26 protein-coding genes and 1 pseudogene are annotated in these 25710 nt (G+C 54.7%); 16 read left to right on the top strand and 11 right to left on the bottom strand.

Annotated features, from left to right (window positions below; genetic code table 11):
* The first annotated feature begins 22 nt into the window (after positions 1-22).
* The 5 genes from PEH01S_RS09630 (at position 23) to PEH01S_RS09650 (ending at position 5408) form a co-directional block, all read left to right on the top strand.
* Positions 23-1393 (top strand): ABC transporter substrate-binding protein, encoded by a 1371-nt coding sequence (locus tag PEH01S_RS09630; RefSeq protein WP_025852065.1) that lies wholly within the window; start codon positions 23-25, stop codon positions 1391-1393.
* 133 nt (positions 1394-1526) lie between these two features.
* The gene (locus tag PEH01S_RS09635) at positions 1527-2537 is read left to right on the top strand and encodes a LacI family DNA-binding transcriptional regulator (RefSeq protein WP_025852066.1); all 1011 of its coding nucleotides are present in this window, start codon (positions 1527-1529) and stop codon (positions 2535-2537) included.
* Between the two features lie 27 nt (positions 2538-2564).
* The gene (locus tag PEH01S_RS09640; RefSeq protein ID WP_127485088.1) at positions 2565-3551 is read left to right on the top strand and encodes an N-acetylglucosamine kinase; all 987 of its coding nucleotides are present in this window, start codon (positions 2565-2567) and stop codon (positions 3549-3551) included.
* Positions 3544-4863 (top strand): 6-phospho-beta-glucosidase, encoded by a 1320-nt coding sequence (locus PEH01S_RS09645; protein WP_127485090.1) that lies wholly within the window; start codon positions 3544-3546, stop codon positions 4861-4863. Before PEH01S_RS09640 ends, PEH01S_RS09645 begins: the two co-directional genes overlap by 8 nt.
* 206 nt (positions 4864-5069) lie before the next feature.
* On the top strand, positions 5070-5408 hold the full coding sequence (locus PEH01S_RS09650; RefSeq protein ID WP_127485093.1) for a hypothetical protein: 339 nt from the start codon (positions 5070-5072) through the stop codon (positions 5406-5408).
* Positions 5409-5494: 86 nt separating this feature from the next.
* Here PEH01S_RS09650 and PEH01S_RS09655 read toward each other — a convergent pair whose 3' ends face one another.
* The gene (locus PEH01S_RS09655; RefSeq protein ID WP_025852072.1) at positions 5495-6073 is read right to left on the bottom strand and encodes a hypothetical protein; all 579 of its coding nucleotides are present in this window, start codon (positions 6071-6073) and stop codon (positions 5495-5497) included.
* Between the two features lie 279 nt (positions 6074-6352).
* Here PEH01S_RS09655 and PEH01S_RS09660 point away from each other — a divergent pair, with 279 nt between their 5' ends.
* A complete protein-coding gene (locus tag PEH01S_RS09660) occupies positions 6353-8026 on the top strand; it encodes a glutamine--tRNA ligase/YqeY domain fusion protein (RefSeq protein ID WP_025852073.1) in 1674 nt (557 codons plus the stop codon).
* A gap of 81 nt (positions 8027-8107) precedes the next feature.
* On the opposite strand, the gene PEH01S_RS09665 is transcribed toward PEH01S_RS09660, so the two are convergent.
* Both PEH01S_RS09665 and PEH01S_RS09670 read right to left on the bottom strand, forming a co-directional pair.
* Positions 8108-8434 (bottom strand): YnfA family protein, encoded by a 327-nt coding sequence (locus tag PEH01S_RS09665; RefSeq protein ID WP_127485095.1) that lies wholly within the window; start codon positions 8432-8434, stop codon positions 8108-8110.
* Between the two features lie 203 nt (positions 8435-8637).
* Positions 8638-9234 (bottom strand): TetR/AcrR family transcriptional regulator, encoded by a 597-nt coding sequence (locus tag PEH01S_RS09670; RefSeq protein ID WP_025852075.1) that lies wholly within the window; start codon positions 9232-9234, stop codon positions 8638-8640.
* Positions 9235-9599: 365 nt separating this feature from the next.
* On the opposite strand from PEH01S_RS09670, the gene PEH01S_RS09675 reads away from it, so the two are divergent.
* Positions 9600-10004: a VOC family protein gene (locus PEH01S_RS09675; protein ID WP_025852076.1), complete on the top strand. Its 405-nt coding sequence runs from the start codon at positions 9600-9602 to the stop codon at positions 10002-10004.
* A gap of 451 nt (positions 10005-10455) precedes the next feature.
* Here the strand turns inward: PEH01S_RS09675 and PEH01S_RS09680 are convergent, their stop codons facing one another.
* The gene (locus PEH01S_RS09680) at positions 10456-10794 is read right to left on the bottom strand and encodes a helix-turn-helix domain-containing protein (protein WP_127485097.1); all 339 of its coding nucleotides are present in this window, start codon (positions 10792-10794) and stop codon (positions 10456-10458) included.
* 388 nt (positions 10795-11182) lie between these two features.
* Between PEH01S_RS09680 and PEH01S_RS09685 the strand changes: the two genes are divergently transcribed.
* From PEH01S_RS09685 to PEH01S_RS09695, 4 genes are all read left to right on the top strand, one after another.
* Complete coding sequence (locus PEH01S_RS09685; protein WP_307720086.1) at positions 11183-12091, top strand: helix-turn-helix domain-containing protein; 909 nt, start codon at positions 11183-11185, stop codon at positions 12089-12091.
* Positions 12037-12600, top strand: a complete 564-nt coding sequence (locus PEH01S_RS36000) for a hypothetical protein (protein ID WP_307720087.1) — start codon at positions 12037-12039, stop codon at positions 12598-12600. Before PEH01S_RS09685 ends, PEH01S_RS36000 begins: the two co-directional genes overlap by 55 nt.
* Before the next feature lie 176 nt (positions 12601-12776).
* Complete coding sequence (locus tag PEH01S_RS09690) at positions 12777-12959, top strand: aspartyl-phosphate phosphatase Spo0E family protein (RefSeq protein ID WP_127485168.1); 183 nt, start codon at positions 12777-12779, stop codon at positions 12957-12959.
* The gene (locus tag PEH01S_RS09695) at positions 12956-13195 is read left to right on the top strand and encodes a hypothetical protein (protein WP_246062863.1); all 240 of its coding nucleotides are present in this window, start codon (positions 12956-12958) and stop codon (positions 13193-13195) included. The genes PEH01S_RS09690 and PEH01S_RS09695 overlap by 4 nt, the downstream gene beginning before the upstream one ends.
* 5 nt (positions 13196-13200) lie before the next feature.
* Here the strand turns inward: PEH01S_RS09695 and PEH01S_RS09700 are convergent, their stop codons facing one another.
* Entirely contained in the window at positions 13201-13497 is a 297-nt protein-coding gene (locus tag PEH01S_RS09700; RefSeq protein WP_127485099.1) for a hypothetical protein, read from the bottom strand.
* 162 nt (positions 13498-13659) lie between these two features.
* On the opposite strand from PEH01S_RS09700, the gene PEH01S_RS09705 reads away from it, so the two are divergent.
* Together PEH01S_RS09705 and PEH01S_RS36290 are read left to right on the top strand one after the other, a co-directional pair.
* Positions 13660-14781 (top strand): amidase domain-containing protein, encoded by a 1122-nt coding sequence (locus tag PEH01S_RS09705; protein ID WP_127485101.1) that lies wholly within the window; start codon positions 13660-13662, stop codon positions 14779-14781.
* A gap of 545 nt (positions 14782-15326) precedes the next feature.
* Positions 15327-16048 (top strand): annotated as a pseudogene (locus tag PEH01S_RS36290) (transposase); the annotation flags it as partial.
* Positions 16049-16150: 102 nt separating this feature from the next.
* On the opposite strand, the gene PEH01S_RS35125 reads toward PEH01S_RS36290, so the two are convergent.
* The 4 genes from PEH01S_RS35125 to PEH01S_RS09725 all read right to left on the bottom strand — a co-directional run bounded on the left by PEH01S_RS35125 (position 16151) and on the right by PEH01S_RS09725 (position 19432).
* The gene (locus PEH01S_RS35125; RefSeq protein ID WP_216713110.1) at positions 16151-16276 is read right to left on the bottom strand and encodes a sporulation protein YjcZ; all 126 of its coding nucleotides are present in this window, start codon (positions 16274-16276) and stop codon (positions 16151-16153) included.
* Positions 16277-16435: 159 nt separating this feature from the next.
* Positions 16436-17932, bottom strand: coding sequence for a sensor histidine kinase (locus PEH01S_RS09715; RefSeq protein ID WP_127485103.1), 1497 nt, complete (start codon positions 17930-17932; stop codon positions 16436-16438).
* Positions 17929-18621, bottom strand: coding sequence for a response regulator transcription factor (locus PEH01S_RS09720; RefSeq protein WP_025852079.1), 693 nt, complete (start codon positions 18619-18621; stop codon positions 17929-17931). Before PEH01S_RS09720 ends, PEH01S_RS09715 begins: the two co-directional genes overlap by 4 nt.
* Before the next feature lie 103 nt (positions 18622-18724).
* Entirely contained in the window at positions 18725-19432 is a 708-nt protein-coding gene (locus PEH01S_RS09725) for a hypothetical protein (RefSeq protein WP_127485105.1), read from the bottom strand.
* Between the two features lie 220 nt (positions 19433-19652).
* On the opposite strand from PEH01S_RS09725, the gene PEH01S_RS09730 reads away from it, so the two are divergent.
* Positions 19653-21977: a bifunctional diguanylate cyclase/phosphodiesterase gene (locus PEH01S_RS09730; protein ID WP_164827758.1), complete on the top strand. Its 2325-nt coding sequence runs from the start codon at positions 19653-19655 to the stop codon at positions 21975-21977.
* A 1-nt stretch (position 21978) separates the two neighbouring features.
* Here the strand turns inward: PEH01S_RS09730 and PEH01S_RS09735 are convergent, their stop codons facing one another.
* Positions 21979-22938, bottom strand: coding sequence for a DNA-3-methyladenine glycosylase 2 (locus PEH01S_RS09735; protein ID WP_127485109.1), 960 nt, complete (start codon positions 22936-22938; stop codon positions 21979-21981).
* Positions 22939-23096: 158 nt separating this feature from the next.
* Here PEH01S_RS09735 and PEH01S_RS09740 point away from each other — a divergent pair, with 158 nt between their 5' ends.
* The gene (locus tag PEH01S_RS09740) at positions 23097-23738 is read left to right on the top strand and encodes a bifunctional transcriptional activator/DNA repair enzyme AdaA (RefSeq protein ID WP_127485111.1); all 642 of its coding nucleotides are present in this window, start codon (positions 23097-23099) and stop codon (positions 23736-23738) included.
* Positions 23732-24340 (top strand): methylated-DNA--[protein]-cysteine S-methyltransferase, encoded by a 609-nt coding sequence (locus PEH01S_RS09745; protein WP_025852084.1) that lies wholly within the window; start codon positions 23732-23734, stop codon positions 24338-24340. The genes PEH01S_RS09740 and PEH01S_RS09745 overlap by 7 nt, the downstream gene beginning before the upstream one ends.
* Before the next feature lie 56 nt (positions 24341-24396).
* Here PEH01S_RS09745 and PEH01S_RS09750 read toward each other — a convergent pair whose 3' ends face one another.
* The gene (locus tag PEH01S_RS09750; protein ID WP_127485113.1) at positions 24397-25668 is read right to left on the bottom strand and encodes an MFS transporter; all 1272 of its coding nucleotides are present in this window, start codon (positions 25666-25668) and stop codon (positions 24397-24399) included.
* Between the last annotated feature and the right edge of the window lie 42 nt (positions 25669-25710).

Genomic DNA, 25710 nt, shown 5'->3' on the forward strand with positions numbered 1-25710 from the left:
CCAAATGAAGGAGTGAGGAAAGATGAAAAGAAACAAGACGGCTTGTCTCGGCGCGATTCTGCTGACCGGCGCAGTATTGCTGCCTGCTTGCTCGGGCGACACGAAAGAAGGCGGGTCCAAGGGGGACTCCACGGTCACGATCACGCAGTTCGTTCCCGATATTCCGGATAAAACCTTCGTCGAGAAGCTCGTCCCGGAATTCGAGGCGAAGCACCCGAACATCAAGGTCAAGATCATGAAGACGCCTTACGCAGAGTTTGATTCGAAGCTGCAGGCGATGATCGCCGCCGGGACGGCACCCGACGTCACCTCGCATTGGGGCGAGGGCGGCTTCATCGAATATTACGACAAGGGCTTGCTGCGCGACCTGACCGACCTGATGAAAGAGGACAACTTCAAAGCGTCCGATTACGGCATTCCCGACAATCTGATGGACATCTACAAGATCGACGGCAAAAACTACGGCATCCCGGTTTACAGCTATGTGACGATGCTCCTCTACAACAAGGACATGTTCGACAAAGCGGGCATCCCATACCCGCCGTCGAGCTACGAAGACAAGTCTTGGACGTTCGACAAAATGATCGAAACCGCCAAAAAGCTGAGCAAGCCGAGCGACGATTTCGAGAAGGTGGAGTTCGGCTTGGACTGGGGCTGGGGCGAGAGGGATATGCGTCCGGTTTATTTCGGAGCCAAAGTCTACTCCGACGACACGTGGACGAACGGCGGCCACGCGACGTCCTTCCACTTCAATTCGCCCGAGGTCGTCAAAATCAACCAGCGCTTGTCCGACTTGATCCTGAAGGACAAGGTGATGCCGTCGCCGGAATTCACCAAAGCCGTCGCCGGGCAGGGCGGCGATCCGTTCGCCACCGGACGCGTAGGGATGTCGGTCGCCGGCGCCTGGATTCTCGCCTCGGTCAAGGATTACAGCTTCAAGATCGGCGTGGCCGCGGTCCCGTACAGCGGCAGCGACAAGAACCGCAACGTGCTGTACGTCGACCCGCTCCTCATCCTGAAGGATTCCAAGCATCCGAAGGAAGCGTACGAATGGATCAAATTCCAGCTGGGCAAAGACATCCAGGAAAAATCGATCGAGCTGAGCGGCGGTACGCCTCCGGCCAACCAACAGGCCGCCGAAAAGTATTTCAATCTGTACGCTCCCGCGATCGATCCCAAGGACATGAAGAACGTCGTCGAAGGCGGGCTGAAATACGGCGTCGAGTCGTATAACCATCTGATCACCCACTACTCCGAGATTTTGAACATCGTCAAGAACGAGCTGGACCTCGTGGACAACGGGCAAAAAACCGTAGCCGAAGTCAGCCCGCAGCTGGAGAAAAAGGTGAACGACCTGCTGAAGGAGAAAAACGCCGGCAAAGCCAACAAATAAGCGCACAAGTCTTCCGACATTGCCGCGCAACGACTCCCCTGCGCCCGGGCCCCTCCTTGCGGAGGGGCCATACGGAGCTATGGTATACTATTGCTTATCTATACGAATACCGATCCGGGAGTTTGATCTGATTATGAAAAAAGTTAGCATATGGGACGTCGTGAAAAAATCGGGACTTTCGCTCGTGACCGTGTCGAAGGTGCTTAACAATTCGCCCACCGTCCGGGAGAGCAACCGCCAGAAGGTGCTGCAGGCCATCCAGGAGCTGGATTACCGCCCCAATGCGGCCGCCCGCAACCTGGCGCGGGGATCGACGGGACTGATCGGCCTGACGCTGATCACCCTGCAGGATTCGGTGTTCGACGGCATCGTGCATGCCGTGAACGAAGCGCTGGAGGAGAACGGCTATTTTTTGGCACTCAATGTGTGCTCCTCTCCGGACGGCGCTTTGAAGCCGACCAACTTTTTGTTTCAGGAAGACCGGGTCGACGGCATCATCGTGCTGTCGCCCATGGAAGAAGAGCAGTATGTGCTGGAGCTCAAACGGAAGAAAATCCCGTTTGTCATTATCGATAATCAGATTGAAAAAACAAATGCCACTACGGTGAATGTGGATAACTATACGGGCGGCTACGAGGCGACGAAGCATTTGATCGGCCTGGGACATACGCGCATCTCGCACGTAAGCGGGCCGGAGCTGTTTCTCAGCGCCAGAGAGCGCAGACGCGGATTCGAAGCGGCCATGGCCGAAGCGGGATTGACGCCGCTGGCCGTGGCCTGCACCGAATTCAACATCCGCAGCGGCTTCGACGTCGCCAAGGAATGGCTGCGCAGCGGGAACGTGCCGACGGCCGTCTTCGCCGGAGAAGACGGCCTTGCGCTCGGCGTCATGGATGCGTTCCGGGACGAAGGGTACCGCATTCCGCGCGACCTTTCCATCGTCGGGTACGACGACCAAGTGTTCGCCGCGGATATTCATCCGCGTCTGACGACCGTCAGGCAGCCGATGGAGCAGATGGGACAGCAGGCCGTCCGTCTGCTGCTCAAGCTGATCGACGGCTCGATGAAACGGAACACTTCGGTCTGCTTGAAGCCGGAATTGATCGTGAGAGAATCCACGTCGCCCTATTCCCCCGCACCGTAGCTGGCTCCAAGGACGGGAGTGGAGTACATGAAATACTACTTGGGGATGGATGCCGGCGGCAGCAAGACGTATGCCGTCATTACGGACGAAACGGGCCGGCTGGTCGCAGCCGGCAAAGGCGGCCCCGGCAACCATCAGATCGACCGCGATACGGCCGCGCGGAGCATCCGCCAAGCCGTCGCGCAAGCGCTCGGCCAAGCCGGCCTGCGCGAGCAGGATATTGCCGCCGCCTGCTTCGGGCTGGCGGGGGCCGACCGCGAGGCCGACTTCCGCATCCTGCGGCCGATGATCGCCGAGCTGGGACTGCCCGGCTCCGACATCGTATGCGACACCGTCATCGCCCTGCGCGCCGGCACATCGAAGCCCTACGGCGTCGTTGCGATTTGCGGCAGCGGCACGAACTGCGTCGGCGTCTCCCCTTCGGGCGAGACGTATCAATGCGGCGGCTTCGGCTATCCGTACGGCGATTTCGGCGGCGGCGGAGACTTGGCGGCGGAAGCGTTCCGGGCGGTCATCCGGGCATGGGAAGGCCGCGAGGAAGAGACGCTGCTGACCGCGTTGGTCACGAAGGAACTCGGCTACCCCTCGGTCGAACGTATGTTTCACCATTTTCTGGACCATGCGCTGCCTGTCCCGCTTGAACTGACGCCGCTGCTGTTCGAAGCCGCCGCTCAGGGAGACCGCGTGGCGGCCCGCATCCTCCGCATGCAGGGAACGGAGCTCGGGCTGGCGGCCCGGGCGGTTATCCGTCGTCTCGGGATGCAGAGCGAGACCTTCGATCTGGTGCTTGCGGGCAGCGTGCTGACCCGGGGGGACGGGCAATTCATTCATCCATATATTGAAGAAATTGTTCAGCCGGAGGCGCCCGGCTGCAGGCTTCAAGTGCTGGGTGTGGAGCCGGTGGTCGGGGCGATCTTGCTGGCCATGGAGAAAGACGGCACGACCGTCTCCGAGCCGGTGCAGGAGCAGGTCAGACGCATCTCCGATTTGAAGGGAGTGCTTGCAGGTGGTTGAAGCCAAAGGACTCAAGGTCGTCGTCATCGGCGGCGGGTCGTCGTATACGCCGGAGCTGATCGAAGGATTTATCGTGCATCATGACCGCTTTCCCGTCACGGATCTGTGGCTGGTCGACATCCCGGAAGGGGAGCACAAGCTGCGCATCGTCGGACAACTCGCGCAGCGCATGGTGGAGAAATCGAAGCTGCCGATCGCGGTCCGTTTAACGACCAATCGCAGAGAAGCGCTGGCAGGCGCCGACTTCGTCACGACGCAGCTGCGTGTCGGTCTGCTGGAGGCCCGCATCCGGGATGAGACGATTCCGCTGCGCTACGGCATGATCGGTCAGGAAACGACCGGGCCGGGCGGCATGATGAAGGCGCTGCGCACGATTCCCGTGCTGCTGGATATCGCCAAGGACATGGAGGAGCTGTGCCCCGACGCCTGGATGCTGAACTTCACGAATCCGGCCGGGATGGTGACGGAAGCGATCCTCAACCATTCGAAAATTCGGGCAGTCGGCATCTGCAATTCGCCGATCGGGGTATACAAATGGCTGGCCGGCCTCTACGAGGTGCCGATGGAGCGCATCTACGCCGAATTCGTCGGCTTGAATCACCTGCACTGGGTCACGCAGGTGCGGATCGACGGCGAATCGAAGCTGGAGGAGCTGCTGGCGAACCGCGACGGCTATTCCGCCAAGAACGTTCCGCAGTACGAATGGAACGCTTCGTTTATCCGTTCGCTCGGCGCCATTCCGACCTATTATTTGAAATATTTTTATTTGACCGAAGAGATGCTGGCCGACCAAGTCGAATCGTCCGCCCGGGAAGGCACCCGCGCCGAAGTGGTGAAGCGGCTGGAGGACGAATTGTTCGAGCTGTACAAGGACCCTGAGCTGGCCGAGAAGCCGAAGCAGCTGGAGAAGCGCGGAGGCGCATACTACTCGGAGGCCGCCGTCAAGCTGATGACATCGCTGTATAACGATACGCGCGACATCCAGACGCTGAATGTCCGCAACCAGGGCATTCTCGACTTCCTGCCTGCGGACGCCTGCATTGAGGTCAACTGCGTCGTCACGAAGCAGGGGCCGATTCCGCTGCCGGTTTCGCTCGTGCCGGAAGCCGCCAAGGGCTTGATCCATGCGGTGAAAACGTACGAGCGACTCGCGATCGCCGCCGCCGTCTCCGGCGATCGCGGACTTGCGCTGCAAGCGCTCGCCCACCATCCGCTCGTGACTTCGGTCAACAAAGCGGAGCCGATGCTTGAAGAGATGCTGGAGCAGAACAAAGCGTTTTTGCCGCATTTTTTCGCCGCGCAGACCGTGTAAGCAGCTCTGACGCTTAACGCTTTAAAGTAGCCTTGCAGCAAGCCGGCATCGGTCGCCAAGCCGATCGCCGGCTTGTTCGGGATACGCGGCAAAAAAATCCATGTTTCACCCCGGCTGGAAACGGGTAATGGCAAGCAAGCGTCCGCCCCAGACTACCGTCAGCCCTCCGTCCGCAAAAGCAAATAAGACGAAGGTGGTGTTTTCCAATGGTAATGGGAGGTTTCTTGTTCCTGTTGGCCGTTATTGCCGCGATTTGCCTGCTATACAGCCGCTCTTCCCAGTGGAAGACGGTGATGGCTGCTTCCGGGCCCGAAGCCCGCGACCTTCAAGCGAGGCATGCCTTCTTAAAGTCGAAGCAGGTCAAGTGCCGGGTGAAGTCCGATACCGATGCAGGCTTGAGCGCCATCCAGACGGCAGCCGAAGCCGTCGATCTTCATCACCCCGAACGCTTGAAGCTCGATGTGCACACCAAAGATTTGGACAAAGCCGAAGAGCTGCTGCAGCAGTATGAAGAGAAGCAGCCGGCAACCTCGGTTCTGCTCTAATCTTATATCCCCGCAAGCAGTCCCCTGCTCCGACGGCTTCGCGCCCGGACGCAGGGGATTTGCCGTATACGGACCTCCTGCCGCCATCAGGGCGCGCCGCCAAAGGTCAGGTTGTCGAAGCGGAACGGGCTGGCCGCGTATTTGAAGCCGAGCCGGAAGCCCGAGCTTTCGATCGCGACGGAGCGCAGACGAGGGGTCGCGACGATGCTGCGGACCACCCGGTCAAGCAGCCCGCGATTGCCGCTGCGGATCGCCCGGACGACGATGCAGGCGAACGGGCGGTTCACGACGATTTCCCGATAGAACGGCAGAATCGCCTTGGCGATGGCGCGGTGAACCTTGGTGTTGAAATAAAACTGCGCCGTCCCCGGACGTACCGTGGTGGCGTTCGAATACAGCATGATCGGCTTGGGGGCGTTGAAATCGACGAAGTAACCGATGCCGTTCGTGGACAAAGACGCATACCGCCGCTCGCTCAAGCCGACTTGCCGAAGCAGCCGCTGGAGCGTATCCAGGTCCGCGCGGCGCACGCCCCGGGTCCACACTGCAGCATAAGCGGGGTCCGAAGCAATCCGCCGGTAGAACGGAATCATGGCCGCCAGCGTCTTCCGCAGCACCGGCACCGTTACGAGACGGTTCGTTTCTTTTGCATGGTTCGTTTTCACAATGAATCTCTCCCTTCTATGACCATTCCCCTCGTTTCACCTTATGTTCTCTCGGCCGCAAGGTGCGGATTTTGGGATGTCTCTTGCAACAGAGAGAGAAAAAATTGCCACATTTTCATAGATAGCGCCCAAAGCTCTGACGGAAAACGCAAAAAAGTCCGCCAAGTAAGGGCTTTCTTCAAAGAAACGTACGGAAACCCATTTATAATTGCCCTCCATTTTGTGTATTATAGAGAGTAATAGATTTTGACAGCTATCTTGTGAGAAAGGTTGATCCCATTGGACACGACGAAACCGGCTTCTGCATCATCCTCCAATTACATCAAAAACATCGTGATCGAAGATTTGAACACGGGTAAAGTGAAAACCATCGTCACCCGCTTTCCGCCGGAGCCGAACGGCTATCTGCATATCGGGCACGCGAAATCGATCTGCTTGAACTTCGAGCTTGCCGACGAATTCGGCGGCCGCACGCACCTGCGGTTCGACGACACGAACCCGGCGAAGGAAGACGAGGAATTTGTACGCTCGATCCAGGAAGACGTCAAGTGGCTCGGCTTCGAATGGGAGCAGTTGTACTTTGCTTCGAACTTTTTCGATGAAATGTACGAGCGCGCCCTACGCTTGATCCGCAAGGGCAAAGCCTACGTATGCGATTTGACGGCGGAGCAAATCCGCGAAACCCGGGGCACCTTGACCGAACCCGGCCAAGAAAGCCCGTACCGCAACCGCAGCGTCGAGGAAAACCTCGACCTGTTCGAGCGGATGCGCAAAGGCGAGTATGCCAACGGCGAGAAGGTGCTGCGCGCCAAAATCGATATGGCATCGCCGAACATCAACCTGCGTGACCCGGTCCTGTACCGGATCTCCCATGCGCATCACCATAACACCGGTGACAAATGGTGCATTTACCCGATGTACGACTATGCCCATCCGCTGGAGGACGCGATCGAAGGCGTCACGCACTCCATCTGTACGATGGAATTCGCCGATCACCGTCCGCTGTACGATTGGGTCGTGCAGGAGTGCGAGATGGAGAACGTGCCGCGGCAGTACGAATTCAACCGGCTCAGCCTGACCAATACGGTCATGAGCAAGCGGAAGCTGAAGCTGCTCGTGGACGAGAAAGTCGTCGACGGCTGGGACGACCCGCGGATGCCTACGATCTCCGGTCTGCGCCGCAAGGGGTATACCCCGGAAGCGATCCGCACGTTCTGCCGCGAAGTCGGCGTGGTGAAGACGAACAACAGCGTCGTCGACGAGAAAATGCTGGAGCACTTCATCCGCGAGGACCTCAAATTGAAGGCGCCGCGCACCATGGCCGTGCTGCAGCCGCTGAAGGTGGTTATCACGAACTACCCGGAAGGGCAAGTGGAGATGCTGGACGCGGAGAACAACCCGGAGAACGAAGCGATGGGCCATCGTCAAATTCCGTTCTCGCGGGAAATTTATATCGAGCGGGATGATTTTATGGAGGAGCCGGTCAAAGGCTACTTCCGCCTGTTCCCCGGCAACGAAGTGCGTCTGAAGCACGCCTACTTCATCAAATGCGAGAACGTGATCAAGGACGCGGACGGCAACGTCACGGAGCTGCACTGTACGTACGATCCCGAAACGAAGAGCGGCAGCGGATTTACCGGCCGCAAGGTCAAGGGGACGATTCACTGGGTGGAAGCGACGCAAGCCGTCCCGGCGGAATTCCGCCTGTACGAGCCGCTCATTCTCGACGAGCAGGCGGAAGAAGGCGATTCGTTCCTCGACAATATTAATCCGAAGTCGCTCGAAGCGGTGCAAGGCTTCGTCGAGAACAATATGCGGGATGCGAAGCCTCAGGACAAGTTCCAGTTTTTCCGCCACGGCTACTTCAATGTCGATCCGAAGCACTCGACGGAGGGCCACCCGGTGTTCAACCGCATCGTGTCGCTGAAGAGCTCGTTCGATCCGAAAAAATAACCGCAACCCAAAGAAGCCTTTTCGCCGGATGTTTCATCCGCTGCGAAAGGCTTCTTTTTTGCTCTCTTGCCGGGTTTCGCGTTAGGACCGCGGGGCGTACAGCATCACGGCAACGCCGGCCAGGCACAGGCTCATTCCGAGCCAGTCGTAGACATCAGGGGCTTTCTTGTCGATCCCCCAGCCCCATAATACCGACAATACGACGAAGACGCCGCCGTAAGCCGCATACACCCGCCCGAAGCTCGGAAAGCTTTGCAGTGTCGGAATAATCCCGTACACGATAAGAATAAGCGCACCGACGATGCCGTAGCCGATCGCCCTTCCCTCCCGGAGCCATAGCCAGACAAGGTACCCTCCCCCGATTTCGGCCAGCCCCGCGAGAATAAATAAGATGACGGCCTGTACCATCGCAGCCTTCCTTTCCCCGCGCTTCCGGCAATGCGTTTTTCTCCATTCTAACGCCGTTCCCCCCGAATGTATACCGATTCCCTAAAGCCAGGCATAATAAAGAAGGTGTCCCATAAGCCGTGAAAATGGCTGAGGGACACCTTTTTTTACTTGTCCCTTACCTATAGATAACGGTCCGGCCAAGCAGGGGTAGGCGTCTCGTACTAAAGTGAAGCGAGTACGCGTTTGATGATCGCCTTTACAAACTGGTCGTCGATCGGTTCGCGCGAGAACCAGCGGCGGTAGAAGAGTGGCCCCAGCAGGGCTGCGACGATCGTTGACACGTCGGCGTGTGCCGACAGCTCGCCCCTGCCTACCGCGCGCTGCAGGACCTCTCGCAGGGGTGCAGCGTGTCCGCGCTGAATCCGGCTGTGGATTTCCGCAAACTCCGGATTCCGCTCGGCGGTGTCGACGATTGACGGCAGAACGAAGGACCAATTCGCCGTCGGTAGCAGGTGAGCGATTTCCAGCAGGATAGCCGTGACGTCACCTTCGAGTGAGCCGGTGTCGGGCGTTTCCTGCTCGGCAATCATCCGTGAACAGGCGTCGATCACCAGTGCTTCCCGCGTCGGCCAGTGGCGGTAGATAGTCGTCTTCGCGACCCCGGAACGACGCGCCACCTCATCGACGGTGAAGCTAGCCACACCGCCTTCGCTGAGCAGTTCAAATGCAGTAGTCAGGACGGTATGTCGTGAACGCTCGACGCGTCTATTCACCTTGTCCGACGGCACACGTTCAGATTTATTAGACGTAGTCACCATCTTCCCTCCAACATAAAAATACTTAAACTGGGGTTCGTTGCCTTAAAATCAATAGTCCTTCACATTATACCATGAGGGCATCCTTGGCGCCGGGTCCACGACCGCGCCTGGGCCCAGAGACGATTTTACAGGTGGGCGAGTTCACGTCGTTCAGATTGACGTTCAGGCAACGGCATCTCCTCCTGGATTTGACGCCGGGGATTTCGGCTTGCCATTACAGCACTCCTTGCTTGTGCTACAGTGAGGCAACGAATCAATTTCGAGCGCCATTTTGGTTAGTCATACGGTCACTTGTATTTTTCAGGTGAATATGATACGATACGGTATCGTAGCGTTAATTTCCCTTATTGAAAGGATGATGTCTCGTGAATTTCGCTTCTGTACGTATCATTACCGACGACTTGGATCGACTCGTCGTGTTCTATGAGAAAGTCACAGGTGTTTCGGCGAAGCGCCCCGCGCCTGTCTTCGCTGAGTTCGTTCTGCCATCGTGTACCCTGGCGATCGGCCACTCCCAGACGGTGCAACTGTTCGGCGCTGGTTCCGCGCGCGCGGCCGACAACCACACCGTCATCATCGAGTTTCGCGTCCACGACGTTGATGCCGAGTACACGCGCTTGAAGCCGCTTGTCGACGAGTGGGTACAGGAACCGGCCACGATGCCATGGGGGAACCGCTCTGCACTGCTTCGCGACCCCGACGGCAACCTCGTCAACCTCTTCGCACCGGTTACCGAGGAAGCGCTCGAGCGGTTCAGCGGCAGGCCTTGACGGACAGCGTTCCTTGCCGTTCCTTATGATACGGTTCTCGCGCTGTCTGTAACGGCAAGTTTTGACCAAAGAGGGTGTCCCATAAGCCGTGAAAATGGCTAAGGTCAAGGACATTATAAAGGAAATTGAGAAGGGGAACTTCGATCATCTGAAAAAACAAATTACAGCAGGTGGGGAGCAAGAATAAACGTATACAAAAAACTAAAGCGTCCAGGTGCGATCTGCTCTGGACGTTTTAGTTTTTGTATACAAAAATTCAATCCGGATCTTGCCGGCAACTTTTATTTTGTATACAAAAAACGTTCTGCAGATCGCTGGCCAGTCATAAATTTGTATACATTTTCATTTTTATTGTCCGGCGAAAATAAAGTGTTAGTCGTACCGCTGCGCTAACGCTGCTCAAAGCATGAAATAAGCTTCCCTTGACAGGGAAGCTTATTTCCGAAAATGATCAATATGGTTTAAAGAGAGCTTCCAAAACAGCCAAAGCTTTCCGTTGCTCGCTTTCGCTTTGTTCGAGAAGCAGAGAAATTGCGTTCCAAACAATATCATACCGGCGTATATCTTCGAACTGATCAAAGTCAAACAATGCGAATGTGCTTACTTCCAACGCCTCCGCGATCTTTTCAAGGGTCTGTATTTTAAAATTTTGTTCACCACGTTCCAATTTTCCGATATAGGAAGGATTCGTAGCCACACGCTCCGCAAGCTGTTCTTGAGTCATTCTCTTGGCTTTTCGGAATTCTCGAATTTTGACGCCGATCCGCTTGGTTACAGAAGATTTCTCCATTTGCCACACCTCAATAAAAGTGTAGACAAATGGACGAAAAGAATTCAGGTATTTACATGGCCTAAAAACTAAAATAAACTGGCCTTATATGGCCTCAAAAATCTAAGATGGATAAAATGGAGCATTACATTATGAATGATTTTGTGTACTTGCTTCGAACGAAGGCGAATTCTTGAACATGAAGAATGTAACTCGAGCTGAAAGGGGGAGGGGAATCTAAGTAAAATTAAATATCTAGCCACTTCTTCTAAAACAGAGGCAGGCTGCTTTTATACTTTTAAATGTAAAAATATTGCTTAATTTATAAAATTTATTTTATGTTCACGTTTAATCCCAAGGTGTAATATGGTAAGATCGTTTTGTATTTTTATGGGAGGTATTTTTTCTTATGCGGATTGTGAATCGTTCTTTGCGTTTCGAAATCGAAGACCAAATGAAACAGCATGGATATAACATAAATCAATTGGCGGAACTCAGCGGGATTAATCCAGGAAATCTAAACATGGCGCTTAATGGCATTACTCGCTCGATGACAATAAGTCAATTGGATTCTTTGGCAAAAGTTTTTGGAAAGGTGCCCGGATGGTTGTATGAGCTATACACAGAAGAATGCATTTCCGATGAAAAATTATCCCGGCCGCGGTTGATCCGCTATTTAGTTCGATGTGCGGAAATAGGCAGAAGTGATTGTATTAATGCAGTCGTAGCTAAAATGCTCGATAACCCGAAAAACATCAAGGTCATTTTTGCTGCGGCAGAAAAACTATATCAGAAGGGGAAACGAAAAGAATCGGAACATTTTTACGAAATTGTTGTGGATAGCGTTAAAGACAGTTTCTCCGAAATGCTGGCGGTGAGTCACTACCGCTTGTTTACGGTCATGCAAGGCACTGATGCGGAAAAGAATTGGAAGGCTGTTATCCGATTCGATCCGTATCGAAATCGGTTGCCGGATAGTTATCGTTTGGACGCGTTATTCCAGCTCGCGAAAGTTTGTTATTCTCTCAAAAAGTGGAACGAGGTCGAAGAATATGCGGGAGAGTTGGTGGAGCTAAGCACGGTTCTATCTGGGCTTGAGGAGATAGCTCCAAAACGGCATCCCGTGTATTATTATGGTATGGGCTTGCTATATAAAGGCGCTGTGTTGGAAAGGCGAGGGCTTTACGATCGGGCGAAAGAGTATGTGCTTAACTATATGAATTTAGAATGCCGGAACCTCTCGATGAGTTTGGCCAAAAAGAATTGGAGCAGTTCAAGATTTGGGGGAAAGCGAATTTATACACGCTTGAACTGTTAACTGGAAACCAAGGAATTGTTAACGAATATGCCGACTATCTAGCGAGCTTGAACCGACTGAACGACGTTGTATCCGGGTTGAATGCTATCGTTTTATCAGCGAATACGTATGGGTTCAACGTTGATCATGTGTTGACGCGTTTTTCCGGCCCCATTGCACGTTTCGATTTACTTAACAGTGATCCGATTCTTTCGGAACGACATCTTCGATTCAGGTATCACAAAGCAATTTATGAATTTAGGAATGATCGGGTTCAACAAGGAATCAACGAAACGCTACATTGTCTGTCCTTGGCTAACGTTATGAAAAAATATGAGGATAGTATTCAGTGTGTTGCGTTATTTGAAACTTATCGCGAATGGGCGTCGGCTGAACAATTGAAAATGTATCGTTCAGTCATGGGGGTGAGAGAGGAGGTGTATTTGGATGAAGTCCTATTTCCTAGCCCTGATTATCGCATTGGGGCTACTTGGTACAGCAGGGCCATTTGTGCCGCCGAGTCCAAGTGATGGACCGGTAGTTAAGCTGCTTGACCATGGCACGGAAGGCTAATATGTGAACAATCATCAACACCCATCCCTAAAAAGCATTCTGCTTTGAGCAGAATGCTTTTTTTTACAAAAAACACTTCACAAAGCAGGAATGCCCTTAATTTGGAATTTTAGTATTATAATTGAATCGGGTGATGGGTGAAGTGAACAATAAAAAATTAAAACGGAAAATCAGAAAATTAAGACAGCAGTTGATACGGTTGGTCGAGAAAAAGGGTTCGTTTTCCGACAAGGAGGTGGTGAAACTCAGTCAGCGTTTAGATCGGTATATTCTGATGGCTCAAAAATCTTCTTCTAAGCTGAAGGTGTACGGATGATGCATTATGAAAAGTTGTTGGTCGGGGAAAGTCAGGAACGGATTCTGTATCTCGCTCGGATCGGCGCGATATTCGAACGGTTATACGGTATCAAGGATTTACACGATGCGGTTTATCGAGCATCTACAGGTGCCGGAGCTCGAAGGCTGGCCGAGATTGGCTATACCGACGAGCAAGTTGAGAACCTGTTACGCGAGCGCTTGTTTTTTTATAGGGTAAACAACATGGGACATTAGACCTTCTATACATCTGGATGAATAGGGTCAAACGTAATAATAACTGGCATAAACTTTGGAGTCACCATGAAATTATACACAATACCTTCTTTAGATTCGTATGAAACAATATAATCACCAAATTGTGAGGAATACTCTATTTTTTTATATTTTAATCCCATTTCGTTATACTTCATAGTTATATAAATTGATAAAGTTAACCGTGCGGTTACACGTTGAATTGGGCCCGTCACATGGAGTACTAAAATAATGAATAAAATAATACTAAGTATAATAGTTTTTTTTCTTTTGAATTTAACCATATTTTTCCTCTCCTTTTCGTTTATTTTTAAAATAATACATTCAAGTAACAATATCCATATTCCATAATATAGTATTTATTACAAATTAATGTTGCTCAAAAAATAAAAATATGGTTTAATTAAACTGTATTTGTAAAAATTTTTCAAGGAAGGTGATGTATTTTGAGTAAAAAAAAGGTTATTGCAGGGTTGATCGCACTTGTTTCTGTATCATCGTCTATCATTCCAGTCTCTTACGCATCTAACGAGAATAATGCACTTAATACTGAAGTCCATGCGTCGCAAACTCAAAACAATCCTTACATCCAGCAATACAATAAAGAAAATGGAATTACATCGAAAAGTTTAAATTCATCATTGTCAGAAGATGATGAAACAGTTTACAAAACGCTGACAATCTACTACCAAGAAGATGTAAAGGTTGGAAAAATCCTTGCGCAAGTAGCCAAGGATACGGATGTCCAGATAAAAGCTACATCTCTGAAAAAAGAAGATAAGATAGATGTGATGCATAAAATAAAAGAAGTTTATTCTTCTGTTAAAGAATCGAGTGATCAAAAGGTCTTAGTAGATTTTATTGAAAGATATGCAAAAGATTCCAAAGACATTGCGTCAATTCAATTTTTAGATGCTGTCAGACCTCAACCAACTAAAACATTGATACCACAACCAGAAGAAGATAAAAAGAAAGGTGTATCTACTTCAACAGCTCAAAATCCAGCAGCTACCTTAAACTCAAGTTTCAACGCAGCTGCGGCAGCCGAATGGGCATACAATAACTATAACAGATACAGTACTGATTTCCCGGCATTTACAAAATGGGGGAGCGATTGCACGAATTTTGTTTCACAAGCCCTATTAAAAGGCGGTTTGGCCATGACAGGAAATTGGTATATCTACAAAAAAAACAATACTTATTTAGTTCCTGAGAGTGCAGAACAATTGAACTATAGTTGGAGCCTTTCCGATCCAAGTCCGTGGACAAGCGTTAAAGAATTCTATTCGTTCTGGAGAGGAAAATACGTTTATGGTACTTCTCGTGAAAATTATGAAGAAAAACACAAAGAAATTTTTGATAGAAGTATCTATAGAGGTGATCTAGTAATATTTTCTAAAGGTCTTTCCGGTTGGATAACTGTAGCGACACATGTAATGATCATAACTGAGTACGATTCAACGAATAAAGATTTTAAACTTGCAGGTCACTCTAATGAAAGACAAGCTTATCCCCTTTTAGATGCAATCAAGGCTTATTCTAACATAGATTTCTACAGTTTCAGATAAATCTAAAAGGAAATGACCACTAGACAGCAAGTAAAATTCTCCCACCCTTGATTTTAGGTCTTGAGCGGCGATTTTGATTTCGTGGAACAATACAAAAAAAACGGTCCTTGTTCGCATCCTTTGCGGCAAGGGCCGTTCTGTTCAGCGCCGCAGCGTGAGTCTACATTATTTTCTTATATAGTTTCTACATGCTCCAAAAGTCATCTTGCCTTACATTAGGGTCAATCTTGCGTAGGGCTTCCAAAATTTTTTTCATCGTTCGTCCACTGGGGATATGATCCTTTTTGTTTGCCAATTTGCTTATGGTGAATTTATTCAGCTTAGTTTCTTTAGCACTTCCGAGAGCGGGTGTTGCCATGGTCGCACTTGTGGCGCTACTGGACATCCTAAAATAGGTTGCTACCATACTAAGCTTGGTGTTTAGTATTCGGAAGCTCCATCGATGGATTAAACGGAAGCTAAACAAGCGAAAACCCACCGCGTAAGGTTGGCTGCCTGACGGTGGGTTTCGCTTAGTTCATTAACTTTGCGCGCCGTGGGTTCGCATGCGAAACGGTCAGCCGGGGAACAACGTGCAGATTGAACTGAAAATCAATTTACCTTAGGCTATAGTGTGCACCAAAGGCTTACCGATACACGCTGCCTGATCCCTCATCTGGAAAAAATGAAGTCGCAGCTAGGCAAGCTGCCAGGTACCGTTATCGCCGACGCTGGATACGGTGGCGAAGAAAACTACGATTATTTGGAGCAAAACGAAGTAAGCGCGATTGTTAAATACGGTATCTACCACCGTGAAAAAAGCAAAGCATGGCAAAATCGATAATTGGACCTATAACACTAAGCAAGATACATGGATATGAGCGGCGGGACAAACCCTTAGTTTTCGCAGAGGGAGCAAAGAGAGGACTGAAAGTGGACATGAAATCGAGTATAGTGCCAGCTGTGATGGCTGCCCGCTGAAACCGCAGTGTACGAAAGCCCAGGAGAATCGCGAAATCAAAGTAAGCATGAAGTATCTGCGATTAAGGAATCAGGCACGTGAAAAACTCTGCAGCGAAGAAGGCTATACACTGACGGTTAGGCGTATGAGTGAACCGGAGCGTGTGTTTGGGGATATCAAGAACAACCGCGGGTTCAAAAGATTCCTGCTTCGAGGCTTACCAAAAGTAAATCTAGAGGTCGGGTGGCTTTCGCTTGCCCATACCTGCTGAAAAAAGCAGCAATAGACGCCAAAAATAAAGGAGCTAAGCACAGACAAGCCGCTTAGCTCCTTTATTCATTCAACGATTCACCTTTTTTACCATGCGAGACTATCCCACAGATTCTAAAATAGTTACTTTTGGGACAGGATCTTCCGGGAATTGCATAATTAGGCCCACCAGGAACGAAGAACGATTACAAGCAGAATGAAGAGAACGAGAATGACACCTGTGCTGGTAAACCCTCCGCAACCGCCATAACCGCTGCCTCCGCAACCACCGCCAAAGTAACCCATTGGTAGGTCCCCTCCTTTCGTTTGCATGGTATATCGTATGGCCTTGCCCTTCTGCTTGTTTGGACTGTGCGACAAAATGTGTGCTTTTCCCAATCCGTTTCATTCGTACCGTCAGGTTAATTGATTTGGCAGTTATCGCGTGTAAATTGGAAAAAGCGATTAGCCCGCAGCGGCCGGCTCCAAATAAAAGGCGACGCCCCCTTCTTCGTTCACGGCCCGGGCCGTATAGCCGTGATTGACGGCGATTTGCCTGACAATGGCAAGGCCCAAGCCGAACTGCCCGTCTCCTCCGGTCCGGAACGGCTCGAACAAGCTTTGCGCCGTCTCCTCATCCAGCGGCGGTCCGTCGTTCCATAGGCGGACGCTAGGAGCTCCTTCGCTCCCCGGCTTGACTTCGAGGCGAATGCCGGTTTGCGCATACCGCAGCTGGTTGTCGGCCAGGTTCTCCAGCGCGACGCTCCACTGCTCCCGGTCGCCGGTAAGCATGACCGCCTCCGGGGCGTGCACCTCCCAAGCAATGTCTGCGCGGCGGCAGCGCAGCCTATCCACGGTGTCGTCCAGCAGCGCTTTCAGATCGAAGGGCTGATGCGGCTTCCCCCGGGACGTAAAATAATTCAGTTTGTTCAAATAAAGCAGGTCGCGGATCCGTTTCTCCAGCCGCTCCGCTTCCTTCATAATGACGTCGACGCTGCCGGCCAGCGTTTTCCGCGGAAAGACGCCGTCCATAATCGACTGGGCATAGCTGCGGATGACCATAACGGGCGTCTTGAGCTCATGCGAGATGTTTTGAAGGAAAAACTGCTGCGCCTTATCTTGTCTCACAAGCTGCTGGCGCATCGACTCGATGGCCGAGCCCAATCGGCCGATTTCGTCCTTGCGTCCGGTTTCCAGGGGCTCGTGCCAATCGCGCCTGGCCAACCGGCCGACGTGGCGCTCCATCTGCACGAGCGGACGCGTCAAATATTTGGCCAGCCCCAGACACGGGAGCCAGCTCAGGACGATCAGCGCCACCATCAGCAGCGCCAGCTGACCGAACATCGTCATCACCAGGTCGTTGCGGTAATTGCCCGAGGCATACGATACCATGAAGCCGGGATTGCCTTCAACCTGCTCCTTGCGAATCACGTAAAATACCGGCTTATCCTCGACATAGCGGGCATATTTCTTGATCGGCTCCTGCTGCACCAGAGCATCCTGCTCGACCAGCCGGACGAGCGGGTCGGCCGGGGTCGCCGCGGCGGTTGCCGTAATCGCCGTACCTTGGTTCACGATCATCATATGCTTGATGACCGGGCCTTCCGGCGCTTGCACAAGAGCGCTTCTCCGCGCCGTTTCGGTTAATGCCGTCTCTACCTGGGATGCAGGCTTGGAGGCGATGCGCACCCTCATCTCGCTCATATCGCGATCCGGGACGCGCGTGACATCCAGCGATAACACCGGAGGCACGGCGCTTGTCACAAACGGAGGCCCTGCTGCGACTGTTGCGGCCGGTTCGATGCGGACGGCCTGCTGCGAATCAAGCAAAATATCGTACAGCTGCTCCGTAAAAAAGCCTTTCAGCAGCCACGGCAGCAAAACCGCAAGCAGGGCGAAGCTGCTGATCATTAAAGCCGTGAAAATGCCCCACAATTTGACAGAAAGCGGCCAATGTCTCATCCTCTCACCATCCTATACCCATATCCGTATACCGTCTCCAGCCGCAGCTGCGGCAGCTTGCGCCTCAGCCGCCGGACCAGATCGTCGACCACGCGGTCGGAGCCGTAATAATCGTCGCCCCATACCCCCGCCAGCACCTGTTCCCGCTCGAGCACCTGCCCGGCATGCCGGGCAAAGTAAAGCAGCAAATCGAACTCCTTGGAAGTCAGCTCCATCGGCTGCCCGTCCTCTCCCGTCACCGCCCGCGCTCCTTCATCGACAAGATATGGCGGCAAGGACAGCCGGACGCGGTTCCCGGCTCCCGCAGTTTCTTCCCGGCCTCTTTCTCCGTACGCGCGCTCAAGCAGCCTGCGCGTACGGATGACCAGCTCCCGCGGCAAAAAGGGCTTGGCCATATAGTCGTCGCTCCCCAGCTCCAGCCCCACGACCCGGTCGATATCCGCATCCCGTGCCGAGATGAAGATGGCCGGCAGCCGCGGCTGATCCGCCTTGATCTCGCGAAGCAGCTGGTACCCGTCGATACCGGGCAGCATAATGTCAAGGATCCACAGGTCCGGCCGCTCCGTTATCGCCTGACGCGCTTCTGCGCCGTCCAGAAACGAACGCACCTGCCAACCCTCGCTTTCCAAGTAAGCGGTCAGCACTCCGTTCAGATGCTCCTCGTCCTCCACCAAAAAAATACGGTACATCTGCCATCCCCCTGTATGTTCGCTATCCTAATTCCGCCCATGGAAAAAAGGGCGATTATCTGCAGCCTGAAGAGGCCGGAGAGAACGCCCTTATGACATCGGATTACTTGCTTTCGGTCTTCTGCAGCTCCGCCTTGAGCTTCGCGGCCATCGTCCTGAGCTCCGCCGTTTCCTTGCGGTAATCGTCGAGCAGCTGCGGCAGCAGCCCGCGGATCGCTTCCCCGTTGCCGGCTTCGGCCGCTTCGGCCAGCGCCTCCTGGCGCTTCATCTCTTCGGACGGCTCCGCTTTCATTATATCATCCGTAAGCGCGACGCCCAACGTTTTCTGGCCGTCCACTGCGCCATCTTTCACAATTTCGACGCGAAGCGGCTGCGATGATAAATTCTCCTTGTTCCCGCTGTCCAGAACGCGGATTTTTACCGGCCCCTCTTTGCCAACCGCATCCTTGCTCAAGCCCGCATCGTCTTTCGCATCCGTATCGGCCTTATCCTTGCGGATTACGATAGGCATTGCCGGCGGCTTCGGCATCTCCTTCTCCACCTCTTGACGCTCCGCTATGGCCTGGTTCCAGGCCTCCACGCTTTCCGGCGCATACGTCTTCGCCAGCAGCTTCAGATAGGCCCGCTCATGCGCCGGCTGCAGCAGCATACCGCCCATGCGGTGCACGACTTTTACCGCGCCCTCCGCCTTCAGTGCGGGAACGGCCGCCGTACGGTCTGGGGCCGTCTCGGCCGCTGCCGAACCGACCGCTCCGAAAGCCGTTGCCAGCAGCAAAGTGCCAATCGTACCGAACTTTACGATGTTTTTCATGTTCATACACTCCTTGGTTCTCTCCGGATTGTCGGGGCCTTACTTCTTGTCTCCCCGCATCCTTAAAGTAGCAAGGCAATACGGACACAATATCGCAGCATTATGGGAAATTGTGTGATCTATATCATAGGCGGCCGTGCCCGGCTGGTATACGCTTGGTAAAATGGGACCGCTTCACCTCCGGATACGAACCCATATTACGACAAAGGTGGAAGGTACTATGAAATCCGCTAACCGGGGCAAGCTGCCCGTTTTGGACTCCTTGACGATGTTTTTTATTATATCGAATTTAATTCTTATTTTTTTGGCCGAGCTGGCCGTGGATAAGGTGTCAGGCTTGCTCAATGCTTTGGGCTACGGCATGCCGGACGTGCCGCTGCTGCTGCGGTGGGGGCTGTTTCTTCTGAATTCGGTCGTATTCTACTTTATTCTCCGCCGCTACAACGCCCGGCTGCTGCGGGAGGCCAATCGGCGGAGACGCTCGGAGAAGCATCTGCGGCTGTATGCGCGGGTGTTCCAAGCGGCGCAGGAAGGCATTGTGATCACGGATGCCAAGAATCGGATTATGGATGTGAATCAGGCCTTCACCCGTATGACCGGATACGAAGCCGGCGAGATTATCGGCTCGACGCCGCGAGTTCTCCAGTCGGATAAGCAGGACAAGGCGTTCTACGACGACATGTGGGCCTCGATCCGCCAGCAGGGAAGCTGGCAAGGCGAAATATGGAACCGGCGGAAAGACGGCAGCGTGTTCCCCGAATGGCTCATCATTAATGCCGTCAAAGACGAGACGGGCCGGATCGCCAATTATGTAGGCATTTTCTCGGATATCTCCGAACGCAAAAAAGCCGAGCAAACGCTGCGGATGCATGCCAGCGTGTTCGAATCGTCCCACGAAGGGATCATGATTACCAATACGGAAGGCACGATCTTGGCGGTCAACCCGGCCTTCACCGCGGTGACCGGCTACACCGCCAGGGATGCGGCCGGCAAGAAGCCGAGCATGCTGCAATCGGGACGTCAGGATCGGGCATTTTACGTGAGGATGTGGGCCTCCATCCGGGAGACCGGCGGCTGGCAAGGCGAAATTTGGAACAAGCGCAAAACGGGCGAAATTTACCCGGAATGGCTGACGATCAAAGCGGTCAAAGACGACGAGGGGAATATCCGCACTTATGTCGGCATTTTCTCGGACATTACGGAACGGATTCAGGCGGAGGAGAACCTCCGGTATTTGGCCCATTACGACATGCTGACCGGGCTGCCGAACCGCCGTCAGTTCCAGAACAAGCTGAACGCGGCGCTGCTGGATGCGAAGCAATGCGGCACGATGGTCGGACTGCTCTTCATCGACCTCGACCGGTTCAAGATCATCAACGATTCGCTCGGCCATGAGATCGGGGACCGGCTGCTTGTGCAGGCGGCAAACCGGCTGCGCCGCTGCATCCAGGAGCCTCAGATCGTATCCCGGCTTGGAGGCGACGAATTTACAGTGATTTTGCCAGGACTGCAGGATCCGAAGGAGGCGACCGACGTCGCGGATATCGTGCTGAAGGAGCTGGCGCAGAAGTTCCATGTGGACCCGCACGAATTGTATATCACCGGAAGCGTCGGCATCAGCTTGTACCCGAGAGACGGAAGCGACCTGGAAACGCTTGTAAAGCATGCCGATTCCGCGATGTACGCGGCCAAGGAACAGCGCAACGGCTACCGTTTGTTCGCTCCCCATTGGACCGAGACGCTGCCCCGGCGGCTGGTGCTGGAGAACGGACTCCGCGCCACGGCGATGGACGGCGAGCTGGAGGTATTCTACCAGCCGCAGATGGACTGCCGCTCAGGCCGCCTCGTCGGGCTGGAGGCGTTGACGCGGTGGAACCATCCGGTGCTGGGCTTGATCAGCCCGCAGGAGTTCATCCCGGTGGCCGAAGAAATCGGCATGATTGCGGATATGGACGAATGGGTACTGGAGAACGTCTGCTGGCAGCACGTCCGGTGGGAAGAAATATTGGGCTATCCGGTCAAAGTAGCCGTCAATTTATCCGCGCGGCAGCTGCACCGGCCTCATTTGCCGGAACGCATCCGGCAAACCCTGCAGCGGCACCAAGTCGATCCTGCCCAATTGGAGATTGAAATCACGGAAAGCGCCGGCCTGACGAAGGCCGAGGCGACGATCCGGCTGCTGAAGGAACTGCGCCGGATTGGCGTCGGGACGGCCATCGACGATTTCGGCACCGGCCATTCCGCGCTCGCGTACTTGAAAAAGTTCGATTTCAGCGTGCTCAAAATCGACAAGACGTTCATCCGGGGGCTGGACCATGATCCGGTCAACCGGGCTCTGGTCCAAGCGATCGTCGACATGGCCCATGCGCTCGGACTCCGAACGGTCGCCGAAGGCGTGGAGACGGAGGCGGAGCTCGCCCGGCTGAAGCAGATCGGCTGCGATACCGTGCAGGGCTATTTGCTCAGCCAACCTTTGCCCGCCTGCGAGATGGAAGAGTTTCTGGCCTCGATCCGGCACGGGGACAAGGGCGCTGCGGAAGCTTAATTCAATACAGCACCCTCCACAAATAAAAGGTCGCATACGCTTCGAAGCCGCTCCACCCGGCCGCAAGCCGCTGCAGCTCGGCCGGCGTCGGCTTGCTGTCCATGCCGAACAAATGCTTGACCGCGTTCTGCAGCCCGACGTCTCCGGCGGGAAAAGCCGACGGCAGCCGGAGACAGCGCATCATCACGTAATGGGCCGTCCATGGCCCGATGCCGCGTATAGCGGTCAGCTCGCGTTCGACCGCTTGCGCGTCAGGCAAGCGCAGCAGCCGCTCCTTGGTCAGTCGGCCGTCCGCCATCCGCGCCGCCGTTTCGAGCACATATTCGGCCTTTTTGGCCGTGAGCTGCAGCGGCGTGAGATCGGCCACCGACAGTCCCGCAATCGCTTCGGGCGCGGGAAACGTCCAATACGCCCGGCCGTTCCATGCCATGGAAGCGCCGTACGACTCGACAAACCGCCGCTTGAGCGTGTAGGCGAACGCCAGATTGATCTGCTGCCCGAGAATGGCCCAGCACAGCGCCTCGAACATATCCGGAATGCCGATGCAGCGGAGCCCGTAAAACCGGTCCGCCAACGGCCCCAGCAGCAGGTCGCTCTCGGCCAGCCGGTAAAACGCATCGAGATCTGTCCCCAAGTCGAACCACTCCCACACGTAGCGGGCCGCCGCCATACGTGCCTGCGGCTTCCCATGCGCGGCTTCGTCAAGAAACCGCAGACGTACGGTGCGATCCTCCGGACCGCCGAAGATTTCGACGAGCACCCGCTCGTTCCCGGCTTCGATCCATTTGTACACGCGGTCTTGGTCAACGTAAAACAGGCATTCGTTCTCCGACCTCGCCATATAGGCGAGAGCCGCGGAAAACCGGAAAGGCCCCCGCGGGACGAGCTCCCCCTCGCGTCCTCCGTCCTTCCATCCTTCTTGAAATGCAAGCTCTGCCCCAAGCCGTGCTTCGTTCATCATCCATTCTCTCCTTTGTCCAACCAACGTGCGCTGTTTTTCTTCATGATACCTTTTTACCATACTCCGGGCTCGTTCGCTTTTGAAATCTTGCGCTCTCACTCGTCCCCCCTTACATCGCAGGACCTGCCGGGGTATACTGAGCTCGTGAGGTGATCGCTATGACTGACCAGCATGAACGGCCGGCGGACCGCCAACGGACGGAGCCGGTGTTAACCGACGATATCTGGAACGCCATCATCGCCAATGATGCCGCGTTCGATGGCCGATTGATTTACGCCGTGAAGACAACGGGAATCTTTTGCCGGCCCTCCTGCAAATCAAAGCCGCCGAAGAGAGAGCACGTGCGGATATTCCGCGGCGCGGCCGATGCCGCCGCTCAAGGCTTCCGCCCCTGCAAGCGATGCCGTCCCGACGGCAAGGGGATGCCGGACGAAGAATGGATCCGGCATACCGCCAAGTGGATCGAGGCGCATTATGCGGAGCCGCTGACTCTCGCCGTGCTGGCGGAAGCACAGCATGCCAGCCCTTATCATCTGCACCGCACGTTCAAGCGGCTGACCGGGGTCACACCCGCGGAATATATCGCAGCCACGCGCGTGGAGGCGGCGAAGCGGCGGCTGAAGGAAACCGGGGAGACGGTAACCGAAGTGGCGCTCCGCACGGGCTTCCCGAATGCCGCATATTTCTCGACCGTGTTTCATAAACGAACCGGGCTCTCGCCGACCGCCTATCGGCAGGCGCAGGAAGCCTCGGGCTTATATCCATCGAAGAAGAGAATGGAGGAGGGACGCTCATGTTAAAGGCAGCCGCTATTTCCAACGCACGGAACGCTTCGCAGGCTTCGGACGGCTCTGGCGAAGGCACACAGACGCCGTACGTTTATTGGACCGCCTATCGGGACGGAGATTGGCTGCTGAGGATCGCGGCGACGGATCAGGGACTTTGCCGCATTCGTTTTCCGAACGAGAAGCCCGGGGAGCTGGCGGCTTGGGCAAGCCTTCATTGGCCTGGAGCAGCGCTGGTGGAAAGCGCGGAGGCGCTGCGCCCCTATATGGAGCCGCTCGCCGCATATTTCCGGGGGGACTGTACCCCGTTCGACCTGCCGCTCGACGTGCGGGGAACCCCGTTTCAGCTTGAGGTCTGGGAAGCGCTCCGGCTCATTCCGTACGGAAGCACCTGGACATATGCGGAGCTGGCCGCGGTCTTGGGAAGGCCGCTGGCGGCCCGGCCCGTCGGTGCGGCCGTCGGCGCCAATCCGCTGCCGATCGTGCTGCCCTGCCACCGGGTGATCGGCAAGGACGGCTCCCTGACCGGGTACCTCGGAGGCCTGGAGGCCAAAACGCGGCTGCTGCGTCTGGAAGGCTTCCCGTTCCGGGCAGAGCGCAGCTTGCCTAAAAATTAAAGGCCGAAAAGCCGGCCCCTTCTACTTGGAAAGTGCCGGCTTTCGATTGTTTCGAATCATAACGAAGCTTCTGCGCGATCCTTCTTCGCCGATCTGGCTTCGCGAACGGCAAAGACGGCGACGAGCAGAAACGACAGCACCCCGTACAGCAGCACCATGAGCTGCAGCCCGATCGAATCCAGCAGCAGCCCCGTGCTCAGCAGAACGACCTGGAACACGACGCGGTCGAGCATGCTGCGGAACGAGAAAAACCGGCCGTGGTACGCTTTCGGGATCTGCTTCTGGAACAAGGTCGACGCGGCCGGGAAAAATCCGCCCGCCGCCAAGCCGAACAATCCGAACGAAAGCAAAGCGCACAGCTTGGAATCGGCAAAATACAGCAGACACTGCGCCGCCGCCACGACCGCCGCAAACAGGAACAGGCGGTTCATCAAGCCGCCCCGGTCGGCCATCCATTTGACCAGAAAGCCGGCCAGAATGAAGCTGACCCCTTCCACGGCGTAAAGCAGCCCTTTCACCTGCGCATCGTGCTGCAGCTCGCTGATGTTGATGACCATCAGGTTGAACCCGCCGATGAACAGCGTCGGCACCAGCGTCAGCCAGAGCACCGTCAGCACGGTCGGCTCCGAACGCAGCACCGGCAGCAGCGCCTTGAAGCCGCTTTGCTCCACAGGCGGCGCCTGTCCTGCCGGATCGCTGCCGCGGTTTTCAGCTTCCGCCGGCTCCCCGCCCGGTACGGCCGACGCCTCTTTCGCCTGCCGCTGGCCGGACTCGGGCACGTTCAGGAAGGCGGTAGACGCAAGCAGCGCCACATACGCCACGAAAGAGGCGACGTACAAGCCTTGCAGGCTCATCACGGTCAGCATCAGCCCGGCCAAGGTCGTCCCCAGAATACGCGCGATCGTACCCGCGTTCATATGGACGCCGTTTAAGGCGAGCAGCTCCCGCTCCTTCACGATCAGCGGAATGACGGACTGCAAAGCCGGGAAATAGAAGGCGGCCGATATTTGCAGCGTCACGGCGAACAGCACCATCCACCAGATGGAATCGAAATACAGCGCGACAAACATAAAGCAGACGCTGACAAGGCGGCCGGCACCCGAAAGCATCAGCACCTTTTTCTTCGAGGTCGTGTCGATGACCCGCCCGGCCAGCGGACCGAACAGCACGCCGGCGAGCAGTCCGGCGAATAATATAAGCGACTTCATGAAGTCGGAAGGTACCTTCTGCTGCATAAACTCCAAGTTGGCAATAATCGACATCCACAAGCCAAGCCCGGCGATAAACTCCCCCGCCAGGACAATCCACACGTTCCGGTTCGTCCACATATACGGTTCTCCCTTATATTTGAAGCTGTCTCTGGATTGTAT

The sequence above is a fragment of the Paenibacillus ehimensis NBRC 15659 genome, from assembly GCF_004000785.1.
Taxonomy (GTDB): domain Bacteria; phylum Bacillota; class Bacilli; order Paenibacillales; family NBRC-103111; genus Paenibacillus_G; species Paenibacillus_G ehimensis.

What these genes read in the sequence shown, in the direction of transcription:
- PEH01S_RS09630 (WP_025852065.1), top strand. Translation starts at nt 23, where the DNA reads ATGAAAAGAAACAAGACGGCTTGTCTCGGCGCGATTCTGCTGACCGGC.
- PEH01S_RS09635 (WP_025852066.1), top strand. Translation starts at nt 1,527, where the DNA reads ATGAAAAAAGTTAGCATATGGGACGTCGTGAAAAAATCGGGACTTTCG.
- PEH01S_RS09640 (WP_127485088.1), top strand. Translation starts at nt 2,565, where the DNA reads ATGAAATACTACTTGGGGATGGATGCCGGCGGCAGCAAGACGTATGCC.
- PEH01S_RS09650 (WP_127485093.1), top strand. Translation starts at nt 5,070, where the DNA reads ATGGTAATGGGAGGTTTCTTGTTCCTGTTGGCCGTTATTGCCGCGATT.
- PEH01S_RS09665 (WP_127485095.1), bottom strand. Translation starts at nt 8,434, where the DNA reads ATGGTACAGGCCGTCATCTTATTTATTCTCGCGGGGCTGGCCGAAATC.
- PEH01S_RS09670 (WP_025852075.1), bottom strand. Translation starts at nt 9,234, where the DNA reads ATGGTGACTACGTCTAATAAATCTGAACGTGTGCCGTCGGACAAGGTG.
- PEH01S_RS09680 (WP_127485097.1), bottom strand. Translation starts at nt 10,794, where the DNA reads ATGGAGAAATCTTCTGTAACCAAGCGGATCGGCGTCAAAATTCGAGAA.
- PEH01S_RS09685 (WP_307720086.1), top strand. Translation starts at nt 11,183, where the DNA reads ATGCGGATTGTGAATCGTTCTTTGCGTTTCGAAATCGAAGACCAAATG.
- PEH01S_RS09690 (WP_127485168.1), top strand. Translation starts at nt 12,777, where the DNA reads ATGGGTGAAGTGAACAATAAAAAATTAAAACGGAAAATCAGAAAATTA.
- PEH01S_RS09695 (WP_246062863.1), top strand. Translation starts at nt 12,956, where the DNA reads ATGATGCATTATGAAAAGTTGTTGGTCGGGGAAAGTCAGGAACGGATT.
- PEH01S_RS09700 (WP_127485099.1), bottom strand. Translation starts at nt 13,497, where the DNA reads ATGGTTAAATTCAAAAGAAAAAAAACTATTATACTTAGTATTATTTTA.
- PEH01S_RS35125 (WP_216713110.1), bottom strand. Translation starts at nt 16,276, where the DNA reads ATGGGTTACTTTGGCGGTGGTTGCGGAGGCAGCGGTTATGGCGGTTGC.
- PEH01S_RS09715 (WP_127485103.1), bottom strand. Translation starts at nt 17,932, where the DNA reads ATGAGACATTGGCCGCTTTCTGTCAAATTGTGGGGCATTTTCACGGCT.
- PEH01S_RS09720 (WP_025852079.1), bottom strand. Translation starts at nt 18,621, where the DNA reads ATGTACCGTATTTTTTTGGTGGAGGACGAGGAGCATCTGAACGGAGTG.
- PEH01S_RS09725 (WP_127485105.1), bottom strand. Translation starts at nt 19,432, where the DNA reads ATGAAAAACATCGTAAAGTTCGGTACGATTGGCACTTTGCTGCTGGCA.
- PEH01S_RS09730 (WP_164827758.1), top strand. Translation starts at nt 19,653, where the DNA reads ATGAAATCCGCTAACCGGGGCAAGCTGCCCGTTTTGGACTCCTTGACG.
- PEH01S_RS09735 (WP_127485109.1), bottom strand. Translation starts at nt 22,938, where the DNA reads ATGATGAACGAAGCACGGCTTGGGGCAGAGCTTGCATTTCAAGAAGGA.
- PEH01S_RS09740 (WP_127485111.1), top strand. Translation starts at nt 23,097, where the DNA reads ATGACTGACCAGCATGAACGGCCGGCGGACCGCCAACGGACGGAGCCG.
- PEH01S_RS09745 (WP_025852084.1), top strand. Translation starts at nt 23,732, where the DNA reads ATGTTAAAGGCAGCCGCTATTTCCAACGCACGGAACGCTTCGCAGGCT.
- PEH01S_RS09750 (WP_127485113.1), bottom strand. Translation starts at nt 25,668, where the DNA reads ATGTGGACGAACCGGAACGTGTGGATTGTCCTGGCGGGGGAGTTTATC.